This is a genomic window from Flavobacteriales bacterium (assembly GCA_025210805.1).
Classification (GTDB): Bacteria; Bacteroidota; Bacteroidia; order Flavobacteriales; family CAJXXR01; genus JAOAQX01.
Map to the genome: position 1 here is coordinate 139711 of JAOAQX010000023.1, position 17911 is coordinate 157621.

The following is a 17911-nucleotide window of genomic DNA, read 5'->3' on the forward strand; positions in this document are numbered from 1 at the left end:
AGGGGGATTAGTTCATTCTTGTGGCATCTTGGTGAAAAGTAACGGCAATTGTATTGAGCATAAAATAGGCTTTTGAAACAAATAAATATCCTTCAAAACCTTCTTTTCCACGCTTGGTTCCCCAAGAATTTTTCACTACGAAATATTTATTTCCTTTTTGATCCGTTGCCATTCCTGTAATGTGCATCAAGTGATCATCTGTAACTACATGTCTATCGAACTCCTTTTGACGCAATTCTTGAGAAATTTCTAATTCTTTTGCAGGTTCTTTAAGTTCTTTCCAACTAAAGTTGTCTTCTTTTGGGGCAATTGCAATTCCTTTTTTAGAATTGAAACCTTTGTTAGAAACATCTGCATCCCATACAACTGTAAAACCATTCAAAATAGCCATTTCAGTCATTTCGAACATCATATTCATAGGCATATTTTCAAAAGAACCACGAGACCAGTTGTCTGGTAATTGTAAAACAACAGGCTTCTCTCCCATTGGCAAATGAGTAAATGAAGTGATATGCCTATATTTTTTTGGTTCAATTTTTAAGTTCTTTTTAAAACTTTCAGGATTATAAGTTTTACCTTTATATTCAAAGTTTTCTTTATCAGCACCGAAATAGGCATCTAAAACTGCCTGATATCCCATTTTCCATTTCCCTGTAAGATTTCCTGAAGTCGCAAAAGTATTTGCCATAGATTTTAAAACAGAAAATAGTTCTTTATGATTGTGTTTTTTATCAATATGAATTTCAGGATAAAAAGCTTCATTGGGCATTAAGCCATATTTTTCCACGGCATTAAGGTAATCATGAGCTAAAGAACCTTGTCCAAAATTGGTTTTCCCATGATAACGTACATAGTTTTCGACCTTTTCTTTATAGATATTTTTCACAATAAACATTTCGGATAAATCAATCTTTCCTTTTCCCATCCTCATAAGTTCAGACTCTAGAAATGAAGCGGTTGCAAAAGACCAGCAAGTTCCGGTTTTCCCTTGGGAACACACAGGAAGTGCATCGTTCTGTTTTGTGATCTGAAATTGATATACTTCAGTTTTTTTATCTTCTTGTGCAAAAACATTCAGTGACAAAGCCGTAAAAGCGTAAAAAATATATTTTTTCATAAAGTTCTTTTAGTTTCTCCAAAATTATACAAAATAGTCGGTTCTATTTCTTGTTCTTCTTTAGTTTCAATTTTAGCTATTTCCATGAATCTATAGAGTTTTTAGCAGAAAAATGGTGTCATTTGTAATGATATTTTTTATACCTTTATTTTTAAGAGCAATTCTTTTGGAAAACTCTTAAATGAATCATAAAATGGCGAAAAAGATGAAGGTTACATCCAAAAAAAATGAACAGATTGCAAATCTGATTTTTGCAAAGATTTACCCATTATACCTAGATAAAATAGAAAAAAAAGGTAGGGATAAAAAGGAGTTAGATCAAGTGATTCATTGGCTCACAGGATTTGGAGAAGAAGATATCCAAAAGTTAATTGTAGAAGAGGCGACCTTTAGAGATTTCTTTAATCAAGCAAGTTTAAATCCGAAAGCGCATTTAATAAAAGGAGTAATCTGTGGTTATAGAATTGAAGAGATCGAGGATGAATTCGAAATTTATAGAAAATGTAGGTATCTAGACAAGCTAGTTGATGAATTGGCTAAAGGAAGAAAAATGGAGAAAATTTTGCGTTCCTAAATCTTTAATACCGCTTACGGTGTTAATATAAAATCAATAAAAAAGCCTTTGCTGAAAACAAAGGCCTTTTTAGTATAAAATGAATTAATGATTACAAAATCATTATAGTTCTACAACAATATCTTCAATTTTTGCTCTCACTTTAGGTAATGAAGCGTATTTATCTTCTTCTGATCGATATCCAATAGGAATTATTAAAGATGCTGTTAAATTATGATTTCCTAAACCAAGAATTTCATCATACTTTTCTGGAGTAAATCCTTCCATAGGGCAACTATCAATTTTCTCTGATGCCAAATATGCAAGGAGATTACCCATACAAATATAACTTTGAGATTTAGCCCATAGATTAAGATTATCAGCTCCAGCTTGAGCAAAATAACCTTGCATCATTCCTTCAAAAGCATTTAAGCTTTCTCGTTCTACTCCTCTTACTTCTGCAGTTCTGTCTACATAAGATGCGATCAGATTATTATCTAAATCTGTTCTTGTAGCCAAAACCAATAAGTGTGAGGCATCTGCTACTTGCTGTTGATTCCAAGAATGTTCTACAAGTTGTTCTCTAATTGCTCTATTTTTAACTACAACTAATTTAAAAGGTTGTAATCCAAATGAACTAGCGGTTAGGTTATAATTTTCTTTAATCCCAGAAATTTGCTCATCAGATAATTCTTTTGTTGCATCAAATGCTTTGCACGCATATCGCCACTTAAGGCTTTCGTTTAAATTGTTCATGGTTGGGTAATGTTTTTTATTTGTTGCAACAAATATAAGTTAATGTAGGAAAAATACAAGCTTTTTCAAAAAAATTAACATAAAAAAAAGATAGCCCCTATTATTGAGGCTATCTTTTTTATCTTTGATTCGTTTTAGGTAAAATTTATCCTAAAAGTTCTTTCATTTTAGATCCAAGATCAGCTGGAGAATCTACAACGTGAATTCCACATTCTCTCATGATTGCTTTTTTGGCTTGAGCAGTATCTTCTGTTCCACCAACAATGGCACCAGCATGTCCCATAGTACGTCCTGCAGGCGCTGTTTCTCCGGCAATAAAACCAACAACTGGTTTTGTTCCGTTTTCTTTAATCCATTGAGCAGCTTCTGCTTCCATAGATCCACCTATTTCACCTATCATGATGATTCCTTTAGTTTCAGGGTCATTCATCAATAGTTCAACGGCCTCTTTAGTAGTTGTTCCAATAATTGGATCTCCACCAATTCCTATAGCGGTTGTTTGTCCTAAACCTGCTTTTGTAATTTGATCTACGGCTTCATAAGTAAGTGTACCAGATTTTGAAACGATTCCTACAGAACCTTTTTCAAATATAAATCCAGGCATAATTCCTACTTTAGCTTCACCTGCTGTCATTACTCCAGGACAGTTTGGTCCTATAAGCGTACAATCTTTGTCTGCCAAGTATTCTTTTACCATTACCATATCTTTGGTAGGAATTCCTTCAGTAATACAAATGATTACTTTAATCCCTGCTTCAGCAGCTTCCATAATTGCATCTCCTGCAAATGCAGGTGGTACAAAAATAATTGAAGTATCAGCTTTTGCTGCTTTTACCGCATCATCTACAGTATTAAATACTGGTCTATCAAGGTGAGTTTGTCCACCTTTTCCTGGGGTAACTCCTCCTACAACGTTCGTTCCATACTCAATCATTTGAGATGCATGAAAAGTACCTTCTTTTCCTGTGAAACCTTGAACGATAATATTTGAATCTTTGTTTACTAAAACACTCATTGTTTTGTTTTTTAATCTATTTTAAAAAAGATAAGCCAAAAGTAAGTTTTTCCCTCCTAAATTCCAATTTTTTTAACAATCTTCTCTTCAATCAAAATGACTTTAAAAAGTTTTGAACCTAAAATTTGTTTTAAGGGTATAGAATCACTTTAAAATCAATACAAGCTCTCTTTAAGACTTCTATCAAAAAAATGAATGCTTCAGTAATCTCCTTTTAATGTCAATCTAAACGACCTCAATTTTTGTTTTTAAATATCTACAAGACAATAAATATAACTCAGTTTTAAGACCGCTTTTATTGCTGATTTTTATTAAATTGAGTTGTTTAGAAAATAATTATTGACCAGTCCCTTCATTACAAAGATGAATCAGATTGTATACTATTTTTAGTACATTGTAGAATCTATTAATTATTATACCATCTAATGTTTGATCAAAAAAAAGAATTAAAGAGAATCCTCTCTAATTTATCGAAAAACAAAGAAGAACAAATGGAATATCTTAATTGGCTTTTTAAGGGAGGACTTCATAATGTTGATGAACTACTCTTAGAATTTGAAAACAGTCAGTATTTATGGAATATTTACGGAAAGAAAGTATTCAAGCTATTATCTATCGATTTGGATGAGAAGTTAAATAAAATTAACGAATCTGGTCTTCATGATCTGAATGATTTATCTCATCCTATTTGGAATGAAGTTAGAATTACTGCAAAAAACGTACTTAATGAAATCGCACTTGTTGAAGAAACGAAATAAAATTTGAAAACACAATATACTATTTTAGATAATAGATCTTGATATTTCATCTGCAATTGCAAATGAAAAAATGAACATAATTCTTTCGTATTTATTGCTAATTTGATATATTTATGCTAAAATAATATATATGAAAGAAAAAGTATGTCCAAATTGTCAATCTAAGCATCACACTAAAAGTGGAATAGTAAATAAAAGGCAACGCTATAAGTGTAAGGATTGCGGATACAATTTTACGGTAAATAAAATAGGGAAACAAATAGATACTTACTATGTAAATAAAGCTTTACAGCTCTATTTAGAGGGCTTAACTTACAGAGAAATTGAACGAATTCTAGGAGTTTCTCACGTAAGCGTAATGAATTGGGTAAAAAAATATGGTATTAAAAGGCCCTACAATCTCAATTATCACCCTACGTATAAGATTTTGAATGCAAAAGAACTTCAAAATTACTTTTCAGATCCAGAGAATATAAAAGGTGCAGGAACATTAGTTACTGAACTAGGAGACAAATATATGCTCATAAAATGGGAACGTTTTAAGGATTAAAAACTATATTAATTACCATTTTACTATATTATTTTTGCATTTCAGTTTCCTTTTTTCCATATTTGTTATGTCGCTAAAGGAAACCAACGCTTTTTAAAAGCATATTCTTAATGGGTGTATAACTAAAAGTACAACAAAGTTTTAAAACCCAAGAAAGAGCCACTCATCCTGCTTTTCTTTACTTAAGAATTCCTAACATATAACTATTCACTTGCTTTTATTAAGCTTTCCTTTAGCGTTTTTTTTTCTTAACCTAACCTATATTCTATGAAAAAAAAATCACTATTAATTACCTTGGGAAGTTTCCTTTTTATGAATGCTTTTGCTCAAGTTTCTCCAGATTATTCAGGAGGAATTAAAGTAAAATTTGATGAAGAAGGTAAAAAATATCTAAGGATTATTTCCTGGGTACAAGGACAAGCATCCTACAATTTAGACAATGAATCTAGCGATCCGTCTAGCCCTGTTGGACTCAATGTACGCCGAGCAAGGGTATTGATGTTTTCCAAAATCAATGACAAATTCATGGTTCTTACCCATTTTGGTTTAAACAGTCTCAATTCTAATAGCCTCAGTCCTACTGGGAAGGGAAATGGATCTCAATTATTTTTTCACGATGCTTGGGCTGAATACAAACTTCATGAAGACCATAGCATGGGAATGGGATTACATTATTTCAATGGAATCTCCAGAGCATCGAATCAATCAACGCTCAATATGCTGACTTTAGATAACAATCGTCAGTCTTGGGCAACTCTGGGAATGACGGATCAATTTGCTCGTCACGTTGGTGTATTTTTTAAGGGGAAATTTGGAAAACTGCAATACCGATTAGCCATAAATGATGCTCTGACCAACACATTAGAAACAAATTCTGTAAACAGTCTAGATGATTTATCTATTGGACAAACAGCCTATGTAGGAAAAAAATTATTGGGCTCAAAAGAAGCAGGATTTGCCTATGCAGGATATTTTGAATATCAATTATGGGATCAAGAATCCAATTTTGTACCTTTTAAAGTAGGTACTTATTTAGGAAAAAAGAAAATTCTAAATATTGGTGCAGGATTCTTTTTACACCCAAATGGAAGTGTAAATCGTGTAGATAGCAACACCTTTGAAGGTCAAAATGTGAGCCTTTTAGCTGCCGATATTTTCATGGAAACTCCCATTGGAGAAAACGGTGCGGCACTTACTGCTTATGCGGTACTTCAGACCAATAATTATGGTAAAAATTATATGCTAGGAACTACCTACGGAACAGGAACAATGATTTACACACATGTGGGTTATTTACTTCCTGGTGATATGAACAAAGGCAGGTGGCAACCTTATATTTCTTTTCAAAATCATTCTTATGATGCTCATGGAGATAATCAAAATAGATTGGGTATAGGAACCAACTATTATATCTCTGGAAATAATGCCAAACTTTCTATAGAATATACTAACAGAAGTGGAATCAGTGAAGGTAATATGCTTACGCTTCAAGCCATGATCTACCTCTAAAAAACTAACATTATGACAAATGCTCAAAAATACTGGAAAGAAAACCTAAAATACCTTTTTATTTTATTAGTTATTTGGTTTTTAAGCTCCTATGTAGCTGGAATTCTCTTAGTGGATCAGCTCGACAAAATCAAAATAGGTGGGTTTAAGCTCGGATTTTGGTTTGCTCAACAAGGCTCTATGTATGTATTCGTTATCCTCATTTTTGTTTATGTAAGAATTATGAACAAACTGGATAAAAAATACGGATTCGACGAATAGAGTCATTCATTAACTACTAAAATATAACATTATGTCTGTACAAACTTGGACTTATATACTCGTAGGAATCACTTTTGCCATTTATTTCGGTATTGCTATTTGGGCAAGAGCGGGATCTACAAAAGAATTCTACGTAGCTGGTGGAGGCGTTTCTCCCTTGGCAAACGGTATGGCTACTGCCGCCGATTGGATGTCTGCCGCATCTTTTATTTCTCTGGCAGGAATTATCTCTTTTGTAGGGTATGACGGATCTGTTTACCTCATGGGATGGACAGGTGGTTACGTCCTCCTAGCTTTGATGCTTGCACCCTATTTAAGAAAATTCGGAAAATTTACTGTTCCCGATTTTATTGGGGATCGTTACTACTCTAATATTGCTAGAACAGTTGCCGTTATCTGTGCGCTTATTGTTTCTTTTACATACGTAGCAGGACAAATGCGTGGAGTAGGAATTGTATTCTCTCAATTCCTTCAGGTTGATATCAATCTAGGTGTTGGAATTGGTATGGCAGTAGTACTTATTTTTGCCTTTTTAGGAGGAATGAAGGGAATTACTTACACACAAGTAGCACAATATTGTATTCTAATTTTTGCCTTTATGGTTCCTGCCATTTTTATTTCTATCGAAATGACAGGAAACCCAGTTCCACAATTCGGAATGGGTGATACACTTACAGGTACCAATACCTATTTACTAGATAAACTTGATGCATTACATACTCAACTAGGTTTTAAAGAATATACCGAAGGATCAAAAACAACCACCGATGTTTTTGCCATTACACTCGCACTAATGGCAGGAACTGCAGGTCTTCCTCATGTAATTGTTCGATTTTTTACTGTAAAAAAAGTAAAAGACGCTCGAAAATCAGCAGGATTAGCTCTTCTTTTTATCGCTATTCTATACACCACAGCTCCTGCGGTATCGGTTTTTGCTCGAACAAACCTCATTGAAACAGTAAGTAACAAAAGCTATTCTGAAATGCCTGCTTGGTTTAAAAACTGGGAAAACACGGGACTGATCGCTTGGGCGGATAAAAACAATGATGGAAAAATCCAATATATAAGCGGATCTGCTTTGGCAGATAAAAAGCCAGACTTCAGTGAGCAAAGAGGGCAATTTGGAGAAAGAACGGTGAAAAATCCTTCTTCGACTTCTAACGAACTCTATGTAGATCGAGATATTATGGTACTCGCCAACCCCGAAATTGCGAATCTTCCTGCTTGGGTAGTTGCTTTAGTGGCAGCTGGTGGACTTGCCGCCGCACTTTCTACAGCTGCTGGTTTACTTTTGGTGATTTCTACCTCTATTTCTCACGATTTGATCAAAAAACAAATAGCCCCCAATATTTCTGAAAAAGGAGAATTAGCTTGGGCAAGAGTTAGTATTGTTTTTGCGATTATTATTGCAGGATATTTCGGAATTAACCCACCCGGTTTTGTCGCCGCCGTTGTGGCACTAGCCTTTGGTTTGGCTGCTGCTTCTTTCTTTCCCGCTATTGTCTTAGGAATTTTTGATAAACGGATGAATAAAGAAGGAGCCATTGCAGGAATGGTTATCGGGATGGTTTTAATGCTCTTTTATATGATGAAATTCAAACTAGGAATGTTTGGCGGTGGAGGAGAAACCGATTGGTGGTTTGGAATCTCTCCCGAAGGTTTTGGAACCGTTGCAATGATCATCAATTTTGTGATTTCCATGGTTATTTCTAGAGTCACTCCTGCCCCACCATCAGAGGTACAAGATATTGTAGAAGATATCAGAATCCCTAGTGGTGCTGGAGAAGCTCATGCTCATTAATTATCTGAAAAACGTTTTTTTAAGGCTTGAAAAATAAAATTTCAAGCCTTAATACAGATAATAAATTGTTTACCATAAGTGGTATTATAGGTAGCTAAAACATAAAAAAGAAAGAACATGAAAGTAAGACATCAACAAAAGCTCATTCTCTTGAGTATTGGTTTATTTATCGGCTTGAATATCCCTATTCTACTGATATTCAATAAACCTTTTTTTGTTTTTGGATTACCCCTACTCTATTTATATATTTTTTTCCTTTGGATTATTAGCATACTAATCACCTTTACAGTCCTAAAAAGATTCCATGAGTAGCACTACGGTCATATTGATTATTTTGGCATATTTGGCTTTTACGTTTTTTATTGCTTTTTGGGCAGAAAAAAACAAAAAATCCCGATGGGTAAATCATCCATATACCTATGCTATTTCCTTAGCGGTTTATTGTACTGCTTGGACTTATTATGGATCTGTAGGAATGGCAAAAAACTCTGGAATTTCCTTTCTCACCATCTATATCGGCCCTATCATCATCATTCCTGCATGGATCATGATTATGAAAAAAGTGATCCGTATTTCCAAAGGAAACAAAGTGGCTTCTTTGGCAGATTTTATTTCCATACGCTATGGAAACAATCGGTTTTTAGGTGCTTTGGTAACCATCATTTGCCTCTTAGCCATTGTCCCTTATATTGCTTTACAGCTTAAAGCCATTTCAGAATCATTTTCGGTGATTACGGAACAGAGTTTAAGTAAAAATCTCTTGTCGGACACCACTTTCTATATTGCACTAATCTTAGGTGTTTTTGCAGCCATTTTCAGCACCCGAAATACCGATGCCAGTGAAAAACATCCAGGAATAATAGCCACTATTGCCGTAGAAGCTATTATAAAATTAGTGGTCTTTTTGTTACTCGGTTTTTATATCATTTACGGAGTTTTTGATCATCCAGTTGATCTCATTAATCAAGCAAAGGAAATAGACGGGTTCGAAAAAACTATAACCCTCTCAGATCCCAAACAATATTTTGATTGGCTATTGCTCTCCATGCTTTCTATGTTTGCCATTTTTCTACTTCCAAGACAATTTCAGACAACGGTAGTAGAAAATGAAAGAATTAAACATCTCAATAAGGCACTTTGGATTTTTCCTTTGTATTTGTTATTATTTAATTTATTTGTGGCTTTTATCGCTTGGGGAGGTTCGGTATTATTTGAAAACACCGATGCCAATCCCGATGTGTATTCCCTGATGATTCCTATGCTTTTCAATAATGATATCATGGCAATTTTGGTTTTTGTGGGTGGTTTTTCGGCTGCAATTTCTATGATTCTCATTTCTAGCTTATCCCTTTCTACCATGTTGAGTAACAATTTGATTATTCCTTATGGTTTTTTGAAAACATTTGTAAAAGGAGAATCCGAAACTAATGAAATTTACATCAAAAATATTCGTAGAATTTCTATTTTTAGCCTCATTCTTCTAGCCTTTTTCTTCTACCACGGTTTTGCTATGGAAAAATCTCTATATTCACTTGGGCTTATAGCCTTTGTGATGATTGCACAATTGGCACCCGCATTTTTTGGGGGATTGTATTGGAAAAGAGGACTTTCTATTGGGGCAACTTCAGGAATTATTGTTGGGTTTTTCTTCACCCTTATTCTGCTCATCATCCCTTATAGCTTAACACAAAATACAGAAAACACCAGTCTCATTGCTCAGGGTTATTTTGGAATCACATGGCTCAAACCCTATCAGTTTTTGGGCTTAGATTATTTAAGTCCTGTTCCTCAAGCATTTTTCTGGAGTATATTTTTTAATCTAGGAACTTATTTGGTGGTTTCAGTTTCTACTAAAGGAACGTATCGTGAACGAAATTACGCCGAAATATTTGTGGACTCCAATACTTTTTTACAAATGCATGAAACGGCTTTTGTCTGGAAAGGTGAAGCCTATGTAAAAGATTTAAAGAGTGTTCTAAATCGTTTTTTAGGATCAGCAAGAACCGAAAGAGCATTGAATCTATTCTATTTAAAATATAATTTTCCAAAGAACGAAAAAATAGCAGATGCCCGGTTAATCAATTTCTCAGAAAGACTATTGACAGGATCTATTGGTTCGGCTTCCGCCCGAATATTGATTTCTTCGGTAATAAAAGAAGATAAAATAAGCCTTCCTGAAGTTTTGGAAGTCTTAGAGGACATCAAAGAAGCAAAAGCCAGTAATAAAGCCTTAGAAATACAATCTAAAGAGCTCAAAAAACTCGCCAATAAAGTGCGAAATAACAATATAGAACTTCGTGAAAAAGACAAACAAAAAGATGAGTTTTTAGATACGGTTTCCCATGAGCTCAAAACGCCTATTACCTCTATAAAAGCATTATCAGAAATACTGATAGACAACCAAGAAATTGATCAAGAAACACGTATAAAATTTATTCAAAGTATTGCCATTGAGAGTGATCGAGTTGCCAAACTAGTTAATCATCTTTTAGATATTGAGAAACTTACTAATGGAAGAGAAATATTGGCATTCCAATTAATTTCTTTATCGCAAGTAATAAAAGATGCCATTCAAACTGTGTCTCATTTATCAAAAAAGAAAAATATTGCCATCCACTTTATGGATTCAAATACCCATTATATCAAACTAGATATGGATCGAATTCATCAAGTTTTTGTGAATATTTTATCCAATGCGCTAAAATTTTGCCCAGAAAATAACGGAAAAATCACCATATCTATTCAAGATATAAATAATGCCTATCTCCTTTCTTTTACGGATAATGGAAAAGGAGTAGAAGAAACTGAGTTGACAAAAATATTTGAGAAATTCTATCAATCAGAAAATCAAAATAGACTCAAACCCACGGGCTCTGGTCTTGGATTAGCCATTTCTAAACAAATTATAGAAAGTCACCAAGGAAGTATTTGGGCAGAAAACAACAAGCACCAAGGTCTAACAATTTTTATAAAACTCTATAAAGCCAAAATATGAAAAATAGTATCCTAATAGTAGACGATGAACCCAGTATTGTAATGTCTTTAGACTTCTTGCTTCGCAAAGAAAATTATGAGGTATTTATTGCCAGAGACGGACAAGAAGCATTGGATTTAATTGAAGAAAATATTCCCGATTTAATTCTTCTTGATATCATGATGCCCAAAGTGGATGGATATCAAGTAATCGAACAATTAAAATCATCTCAAAAACACCAACATATAAAAATCATTTTCCTTACGGCAAAAACCAAAGAAAATGATATAAAAAGAGGGCTCGAACTAGGAGCAGATCTTTATATTCCTAAACCCTTCTCTACCAAAAAACTGGTATCAGAAGTTAATAAACTATTGGCATGAAAAAATGGTATCAATTGAGTCCCTTAGCCTCCGATATTTTTATCAGTCTATACATTATCGGAACCTTATTATTTCGGTTTCAGATAGAAGCCCATTTTCGAGGATTTTTCATACTCTCTATCGCTTTTGGTGCTTTTGCCCTACTCTTTATTTGGGCATTGATAAAAGTGAAAATTCTCAACCCAAATTGGTTTGGATTACTCCATAAATCCTAATCACACCCTTATTTCGAACCTAAAAAACACACATTATGAGCTATCAATCCTATTATGACAAGAGTATCCAAAAACCAGAAGAATTTTGGAAAGAAGAAAGTAAAAATATACATTGGTTCACAGAACCCAATAATATCCTAAGCCAAAACGAAGAGGGTTTATATAGATGGTTTGCTGATGGAGAAACTAATTTATGTTATCTAGCACTAGACAAGCATATTGAAGATGGTTTTGGAGAACAAACAGCCATCATTTATGATTCTCCTGTTACCCAACAACAAATAAAATACACCTATGCTGAAGTTCTTGACCAAGTGGCAAGACTTGCTGGTGGACTCCAAGAAATGGGTGTAAACAAGGGCGATACCGTGGTTATTTATATGCCCATGATTCCTCATGCTGCTTTTGCCATGCTCGCCTGTGCACGTTTAGGAGCAATTCATTCAGTTGTTTTTGGAGGCTTTGCGCCCAATGAACTTGCCATACGTATAGACGACTGTAAACCAAAAGCCATTATTACAGCCACTTCGGGAATAGAAGTAAATAAAATAATTGCCTACAAACCACTGGTAGATAAAGCAATTGATCTTGCCCAACACAAACCCGAAAAAGTCATCGTTTACCAACGTTCTTTAGGAGCAATAATGACAAAAACAGAACGCTTTGTGGATTATGAAACCTTGGTAAACAATGCAAAACCCGTAGCCTGTACTCCCGTAGAATCTACACACCCATCCTATGTGTTATATACATCGGGGACTACAGGGAAACCCAAAGGAATTTTGAGAGACACAGGTGGTTATGCTACTGCCTTAAAGTTTTCTATGAAAAAAATCTATAATATTCAAGAAGGAGAAGTTTTTTGGGCTGCCTCAGATGTAGGATGGGTTGTTGGACATAGTTTTATTGTATATGGACCACTTATCAATAGAAATACCACCCTAATTTTTGAAGGAAAACCGATCAAAACACCCGACGCAAGTACTTTTTGGCGAATCATTAGCGAACATAAAGTAAAAGCCCTTTTTACGGCTCCAACAGCCATTAGAGCCATCAAAAAAGAAGATCCAAAAGGAACATTTATCAAAGATTATGACCTCAGTCATTTTCAAGCGCTTTTCTTAGCAGGAGAACGTTGTGATTCAGCTACGCTACATTGGTCAGAAGAAAAACTTGGTGTTCCTGTTATTGATCATTGGTGGCAAACAGAATCAGGATGGCCCATGATTGCCAATATGATGGGTGTAGAAGCACTAACTGTAAAAGCAGGTTCGGCAGCCAAAGCTGTTTGTGGATACGATATTCAAATTCTTGATAGAGAAGGAAATCCACTTGCAGCAGGTGAAGAAGGATATGTTGCCGTAAAAACCCCCTTACCACCAGGGACTTTATTGGATATTTGGCAAAATACCCAACGCTACAAAGACGGATATCTCAGTCAGTTTGAAGGATTTTATGCCTCTGGAGACGGCGGATATAAAGATGAAGATGGATATGTTTATATCACAGGGCGTGTAGATGACGTAATTAATGTAGCAGGACACCGTCTTTCTACTGCCGACATGGAAGAAGTAGTAGCCTCTTTCCCATCGGTAGCCGAATGTGCTGTTTTTGGAATAAAAGACGAACTAAAAGGACAAATTCCTTTGGCTTTGGTAGTCTTAAAAGCAGGTGAAGTTATTCAGCACTTTGAGCTTCAACACCATATTGTACAATTAGTAAGAAAAGAAATAGGCGCCGTAGCATCCTTAAAAAAAGTACTTATTGTCAATCGTTTACCCAAAACACGATCAGGAAAAATATTGCGTAAGCTCCTAAGGAATATTGCCGACGGTGTAGATTATAAAATACCATCTACCATAGATGATCCTGCCATTATTGACGAAATTAGCCACAGCTATCAATTAAACAAAATAGGGATTTATAAGGATATTCAGATAGAAGATATTAGAACACTAGAAGACGTAAAAGTCGATTCTTTTATCAAATACTATCAAGATTATCAAAAAAGCATTCATCAACCCGAAGCTTTTTGGGAAGAAATTGCCGAAACTTTTACTTGGCGTAAAAAATGGGATACGGTCTTAGAATACAACTGGGAAGAACCCAAATTTGAATGGTTTAAAGGAGCAAAACTCAACATTACCGAAAACTGCTTAGATCGTCACCTCAAAACAAGAGGAAACCAAAGAGCCATTATCTGGGAACCCAATAATCCTGAAGAGGAAATTAGAGAATTCACCTATAAACAACTACATAGTGAAGTCTGCCGATTTGCCAATGTGCTCAAAAGAAACGGAATATCAAAAGGAGATCGTGTGTGTATCTATATGCCCATGATACCAGAATTGGCAATAGCCACTTTAGCCTGTGCTAGAATTGGAGCGGTACACTCGGTGGTATTTGCCGGTTTTTCTGCCGCTGCGTTATCTTCTAGAATAAACGATGCATCCTGTAAGATGCTTCTCACTACCGATGGCGTAAACCGTGGAGCCAAAGCCGTTGATCTAAAATCTATAGCCGATGAAGCCTTAGAAACTTGCCCAAGCATAGAAACTTCCATAGTCTATAACAGAATAAATGCCTCAGTAACCATGAAAGAAGGGCGAGATATTTGGTGGCACGAAGAACTTACCCAAGTAAATGATGTGTGCGAAGCCGTAGAAATGGATGCCGAAGATATGCTCTTTATTCTCTATACATCGGGTTCTACAGGACAACCAAAGGGAATGGTTCATACTTGCGGAGGATATATGGTTTATACCGCCTATTCTTTCCAAAATGTTTTCCAATACCAAAAAGGTGATATCTATTTCTGTACCGCCGACATTGGCTGGATTACAGGACATTCCTATATTGTTTACGGACCTCTTGGAGCAGGAGCCACTTCTGTGATGTTTGAAGGTGTCCCTAGTTATCCAGACTACGGAAGATTTTGGCAAATAGTAGAAAAGCACCAAGTAAGTCAGTTTTACACTGCCCCTACTGCCATTAGAGCCTTATCTGCACAAGATATTTCTTTTGTAGAAAAATATGATCTATCCTCCATAAAAGTACTGGGAACCGTAGGAGAACCCATAAACGAAGAAGCTTGGCATTGGTACAATGAAAAAATAGGGAAACAAAAAGCCCCAATAGTTGATACTTGGTGGCAAACCGAAACAGGTGGAATAATGATTTCCCCTTTGGCAAATATTACCCCTACAAAACCCACTTTTGCTACCCGACCTTTACCAGGAATTCAACCTTGTTTGGTAGAAAATGATGGATCGGAAATTAATTCAAACCCAGCAGAAGGAAATCTATGCGTAAAACACCCCTGGCCTTCTATGGCAAGAACCATCTACGGAAATCACCAACGCTATAAAGAAACCTATTTCTCAGCCTATCCCGGGAAATACTTCACGGGCGATGGTGCTTTTAGAGACCTAGAAGGAAACTACCGCATCACAGGACGTGTAGATGATGTAGTGATTGTCTCTGGGCATAATCTAGGAACGGCACCTATAGAAAATGTAATCAACGAACATTCCAATGTTGTAGAATCTGCCATTGTAGGATTCCCACACGACTTAAAAGGAAATGCCCTCTATGCCTACGTGATTCTCTACGAAGAAACCAACGACCAAGAGGCACTACGCAAGGAAATAAATGGCTTAGTAAGACGCTCTATAGGACCCATTGCCAAGCTCGATAAAATCCAATTTGTAGTAGGACTACCAAAAACCCGATCTGGAAAAATCATGCGTAGAATTCTAAGAAAAATAGCCGCACATGACACTTCCAATCTGGGAGATATCTCCACCCTCCTTAATCCCGATGTGGTGGAATCAATTAAAAAAGGGGCTTTATAATTTTTTATTGCTAATTTTTGAACTCAATACCATTCTTTCTCCCTTGAAAGGATGGTATTTTTTTTAGGAGCTATTTCCCGCTTTCGGCTTTATCTTTTGTTTTTCTTCAAAAAACAAAAGGATACCGCCTCTATCGGGGCTAAAAAATATTGTACAGAGAAATAAAAATCCAACAAAAACCAAAAACAATAGTCGCATATTATTCGTTTATTCTTTCTTCATAAAATTGTTTTTTTGTACCTTAGTCTCATGATATTCAAAAATATAAATAGTACCTCTAGATTCATTTCTAAAACTTGTATTTACTGGGCTTTTTGTGTTTTTGATAATGACAGAAAAAGTATAAATGTATAATGACTTATGAATGTGCCTTTGTTATACAAAGGTGTGTTCATTCTGTTGTTAGTCACAAATAGAAAAAACCGTACTGAAAATAATAATATGAGCTCAACGAAAAGAATAGAAAACTATAAAAACTTTGATAAGCAATTAGAGATAATTAGAAAAATCGCTAGTTGGGATAAAACTGATATAATTTTAAGTAAAGAAAATGAGTTCTCTACCAGTGGTAAGATTACAAAACTGGGAAAGAAAATAAACATTGAAATTAAAGACATAAGCCTTCCTCATTTCGGAGATTTTGAAAAAATTAATGGTATAGAAGCAAAAGTTGAAGGATTTGAATATTTAATTGATTCGTTTCATATAAATTCTACAAATACGAAAATAAATGAAACTATTGAACGGACAAATATTTGTGAATTAAACATCATCAAAGACAAAAACTTTAAAACAGACAAATCAAAATATCAATGCTTCATTTCAACTGAAGTTTCCAAGCTGAATACTTTTCACTATCAATTTGAAACAGTTACATATCAGGATAAAGAAGCAGAACATTATTATGACTGTCTAAGAATTGACTTGAATGATGTTTTATTTGATATTGTTCAGCTTAAAAATGGAGACAAGGGATTTTACATAATTGACAGTTTGCAAGAAATTGAATTAGAGAGTTTTCAAGATTACTGTTTTTCAATAAAACAAGCACTAGGATTTGTTACAACACATATGCCTGGTGGAGAAGAACTTATTTTCACAGAAGAACATGCTTTCTATTATTGCAATTACTTAAGACCAGAAATAGATTCAATGTATTCCCCTCTTAATTGGAATCCGTACAGTATACTTTATGACAAAAAGAAAATCGCTGAAAGTTATGTAAATAAGTTAACAAGATTGAAACTTAAAGAGTTCGCAACCTTGGTTTCTATGATTCATAACAATCAAGAATTATCTGCTTCAATTATTCTGTTAATGGAAGCGTCAAGCGTACGTTCTTTTCTTATTATCCCAAGTGTATTCTCAATAGTAGTGGAATCATTATCTAAAATTATTTCGCAAAATGAAACAGGAAAAGAATATCCGATTAGTCACAACACCACTGCTGATTCATTAAAAAAAGATTTGACTAAAGTAGTTGATTCATACAATGATAAAATCAGCAATGATGGTATTTTAAAGATAAAAAGAAGGATTAATGAAATTAACAGACCAATTGTAAAGGAACACCTTACAAATAATCAAAAATTGGCTCTTCCATTTGAGCAAATGAGAGTAGAATTAACCATTGACGACATTAAAGCTATAGAACATCGAAATGACTTGCTTCATGGTAATATATTAATGACAGGCAAAAAGCTAAAAACGGAATCAGATATAAATAACTACTTGGGCTATATTTCTGGGAAACTATTCACGTTAATTAGTGCATTGATTTTTAAATATGTTGGATACAAAGGATATATTATAAACCATGCGAAATTTTATGAAGATTTGTGTGAAATTGATACGAATGAAGAATATTTTAGATTAATATAAAACATCAGTACCTAAAACAACTAAGAGTTCAGATTACTCGCAGAGCAAAACCTGAACTAGGTAGTCTGCCCCAAAACATCTGGGTTGACTAAATCCCACAGCCTTGTACCGATTACTTACACTTCAGAAAACATCTCAAGCTTTCCGACAAATTTTTCATGAAATTCAAGCTCATTTTCTTTACATAATTTGCTTGATAAATTCCCAAAAAACCAACCGAATTCATACGCATATAACAAAAAATCAACTCATTGATTTGATAAATCCTTTGGATTCATTAGATT

Annotated in this window: 14 protein-coding genes; 11 read left to right on the plus strand and 3 right to left on the minus strand. The window is 34.7% G+C overall.

Translation table 11 applies throughout. The features are described from left to right. Window positions 1-7: 7 nt before the first annotated feature. Window positions 8-1117, minus strand: a complete 1110-nt coding sequence (locus N4A45_08635; protein MCT4665280.1) for an aminopeptidase — start codon at window positions 1115-1117, stop codon at window positions 8-10. Between the two features lie 205 nt (window positions 1118-1322). Between N4A45_08635 and N4A45_08640 the strand changes: the two genes are divergently transcribed. Next, entirely contained in the window at window positions 1323-1691 is a 369-nt protein-coding gene (locus tag N4A45_08640) for a DUF2200 domain-containing protein (GenBank protein ID MCT4665281.1), read from the plus strand. A gap of 102 nt (window positions 1692-1793) precedes the next feature. On the opposite strand, the gene N4A45_08645 is transcribed toward N4A45_08640, so the two are convergent. Further along, window positions 1794-2426: an NAD(P)H-dependent oxidoreductase gene (locus tag N4A45_08645; GenBank protein MCT4665282.1), complete on the minus strand. Its 633-nt coding sequence runs from the start codon at window positions 2424-2426 to the stop codon at window positions 1794-1796. A gap of 145 nt (window positions 2427-2571) precedes the next feature. Then, window positions 2572-3441 (minus strand): succinate--CoA ligase subunit alpha, encoded by an 870-nt coding sequence (sucD, locus tag N4A45_08650; protein ID MCT4665283.1) that lies wholly within the window; start codon window positions 3439-3441, stop codon window positions 2572-2574. 425 nt (window positions 3442-3866) lie between these two features. Here sucD and N4A45_08655 point away from each other — a divergent pair, with 425 nt between their 5' ends. From N4A45_08655 to N4A45_08700, 10 genes are all read left to right on the plus strand, one after another. Then, on the plus strand, window positions 3867-4199 hold the full coding sequence (locus N4A45_08655) for a hypothetical protein (protein ID MCT4665284.1): 333 nt from the start codon (window positions 3867-3869) through the stop codon (window positions 4197-4199). Window positions 4200-4329: 130 nt separating this feature from the next. Then, window positions 4330-4749, plus strand: coding sequence for a helix-turn-helix domain-containing protein (locus tag N4A45_08660; GenBank protein MCT4665285.1), 420 nt, complete (start codon window positions 4330-4332; stop codon window positions 4747-4749). Window positions 4750-5016: 267 nt separating this feature from the next. Further along, window positions 5017-6258, plus strand: coding sequence for a hypothetical protein (locus N4A45_08665; protein ID MCT4665286.1), 1242 nt, complete (start codon window positions 5017-5019; stop codon window positions 6256-6258). Window positions 6259-6270: 12 nt separating this feature from the next. Then, complete coding sequence (locus N4A45_08670; GenBank protein MCT4665287.1) at window positions 6271-6519, plus strand: DUF4212 domain-containing protein; 249 nt, start codon at window positions 6271-6273, stop codon at window positions 6517-6519. Window positions 6520-6550: 31 nt separating this feature from the next. Then, window positions 6551-8320: a cation acetate symporter gene (locus N4A45_08675; GenBank protein MCT4665288.1), complete on the plus strand. Its 1770-nt coding sequence runs from the start codon at window positions 6551-6553 to the stop codon at window positions 8318-8320. Between the two features lie 304 nt (window positions 8321-8624). Continuing rightward, window positions 8625-11315, plus strand: a complete 2691-nt coding sequence (locus tag N4A45_08680) for an ATP-binding protein (GenBank protein MCT4665289.1) — start codon at window positions 8625-8627, stop codon at window positions 11313-11315. Next, a complete protein-coding gene (locus N4A45_08685) occupies window positions 11312-11677 on the plus strand; it encodes a response regulator (protein MCT4665290.1) in 366 nt (121 codons plus the stop codon). Before N4A45_08680 ends, N4A45_08685 begins: the two co-directional genes overlap by 4 nt. After that, entirely contained in the window at window positions 11674-11892 is a 219-nt protein-coding gene (locus N4A45_08690) for a hypothetical protein (GenBank protein MCT4665291.1), read from the plus strand. Before N4A45_08685 ends, N4A45_08690 begins: the two co-directional genes overlap by 4 nt. Before the next feature lie 35 nt (window positions 11893-11927). After that, on the plus strand, window positions 11928-15746 hold the full coding sequence (acs, locus tag N4A45_08695) for an acetate--CoA ligase (protein MCT4665292.1): 3819 nt from the start codon (window positions 11928-11930) through the stop codon (window positions 15744-15746). A 441-nt stretch (window positions 15747-16187) separates the two neighbouring features. Then, window positions 16188-17627, plus strand: a complete 1440-nt coding sequence (locus N4A45_08700) for a hypothetical protein (protein ID MCT4665293.1) — start codon at window positions 16188-16190, stop codon at window positions 17625-17627. The last annotated feature ends 284 nt before the right edge of the window (window positions 17628-17911 follow it).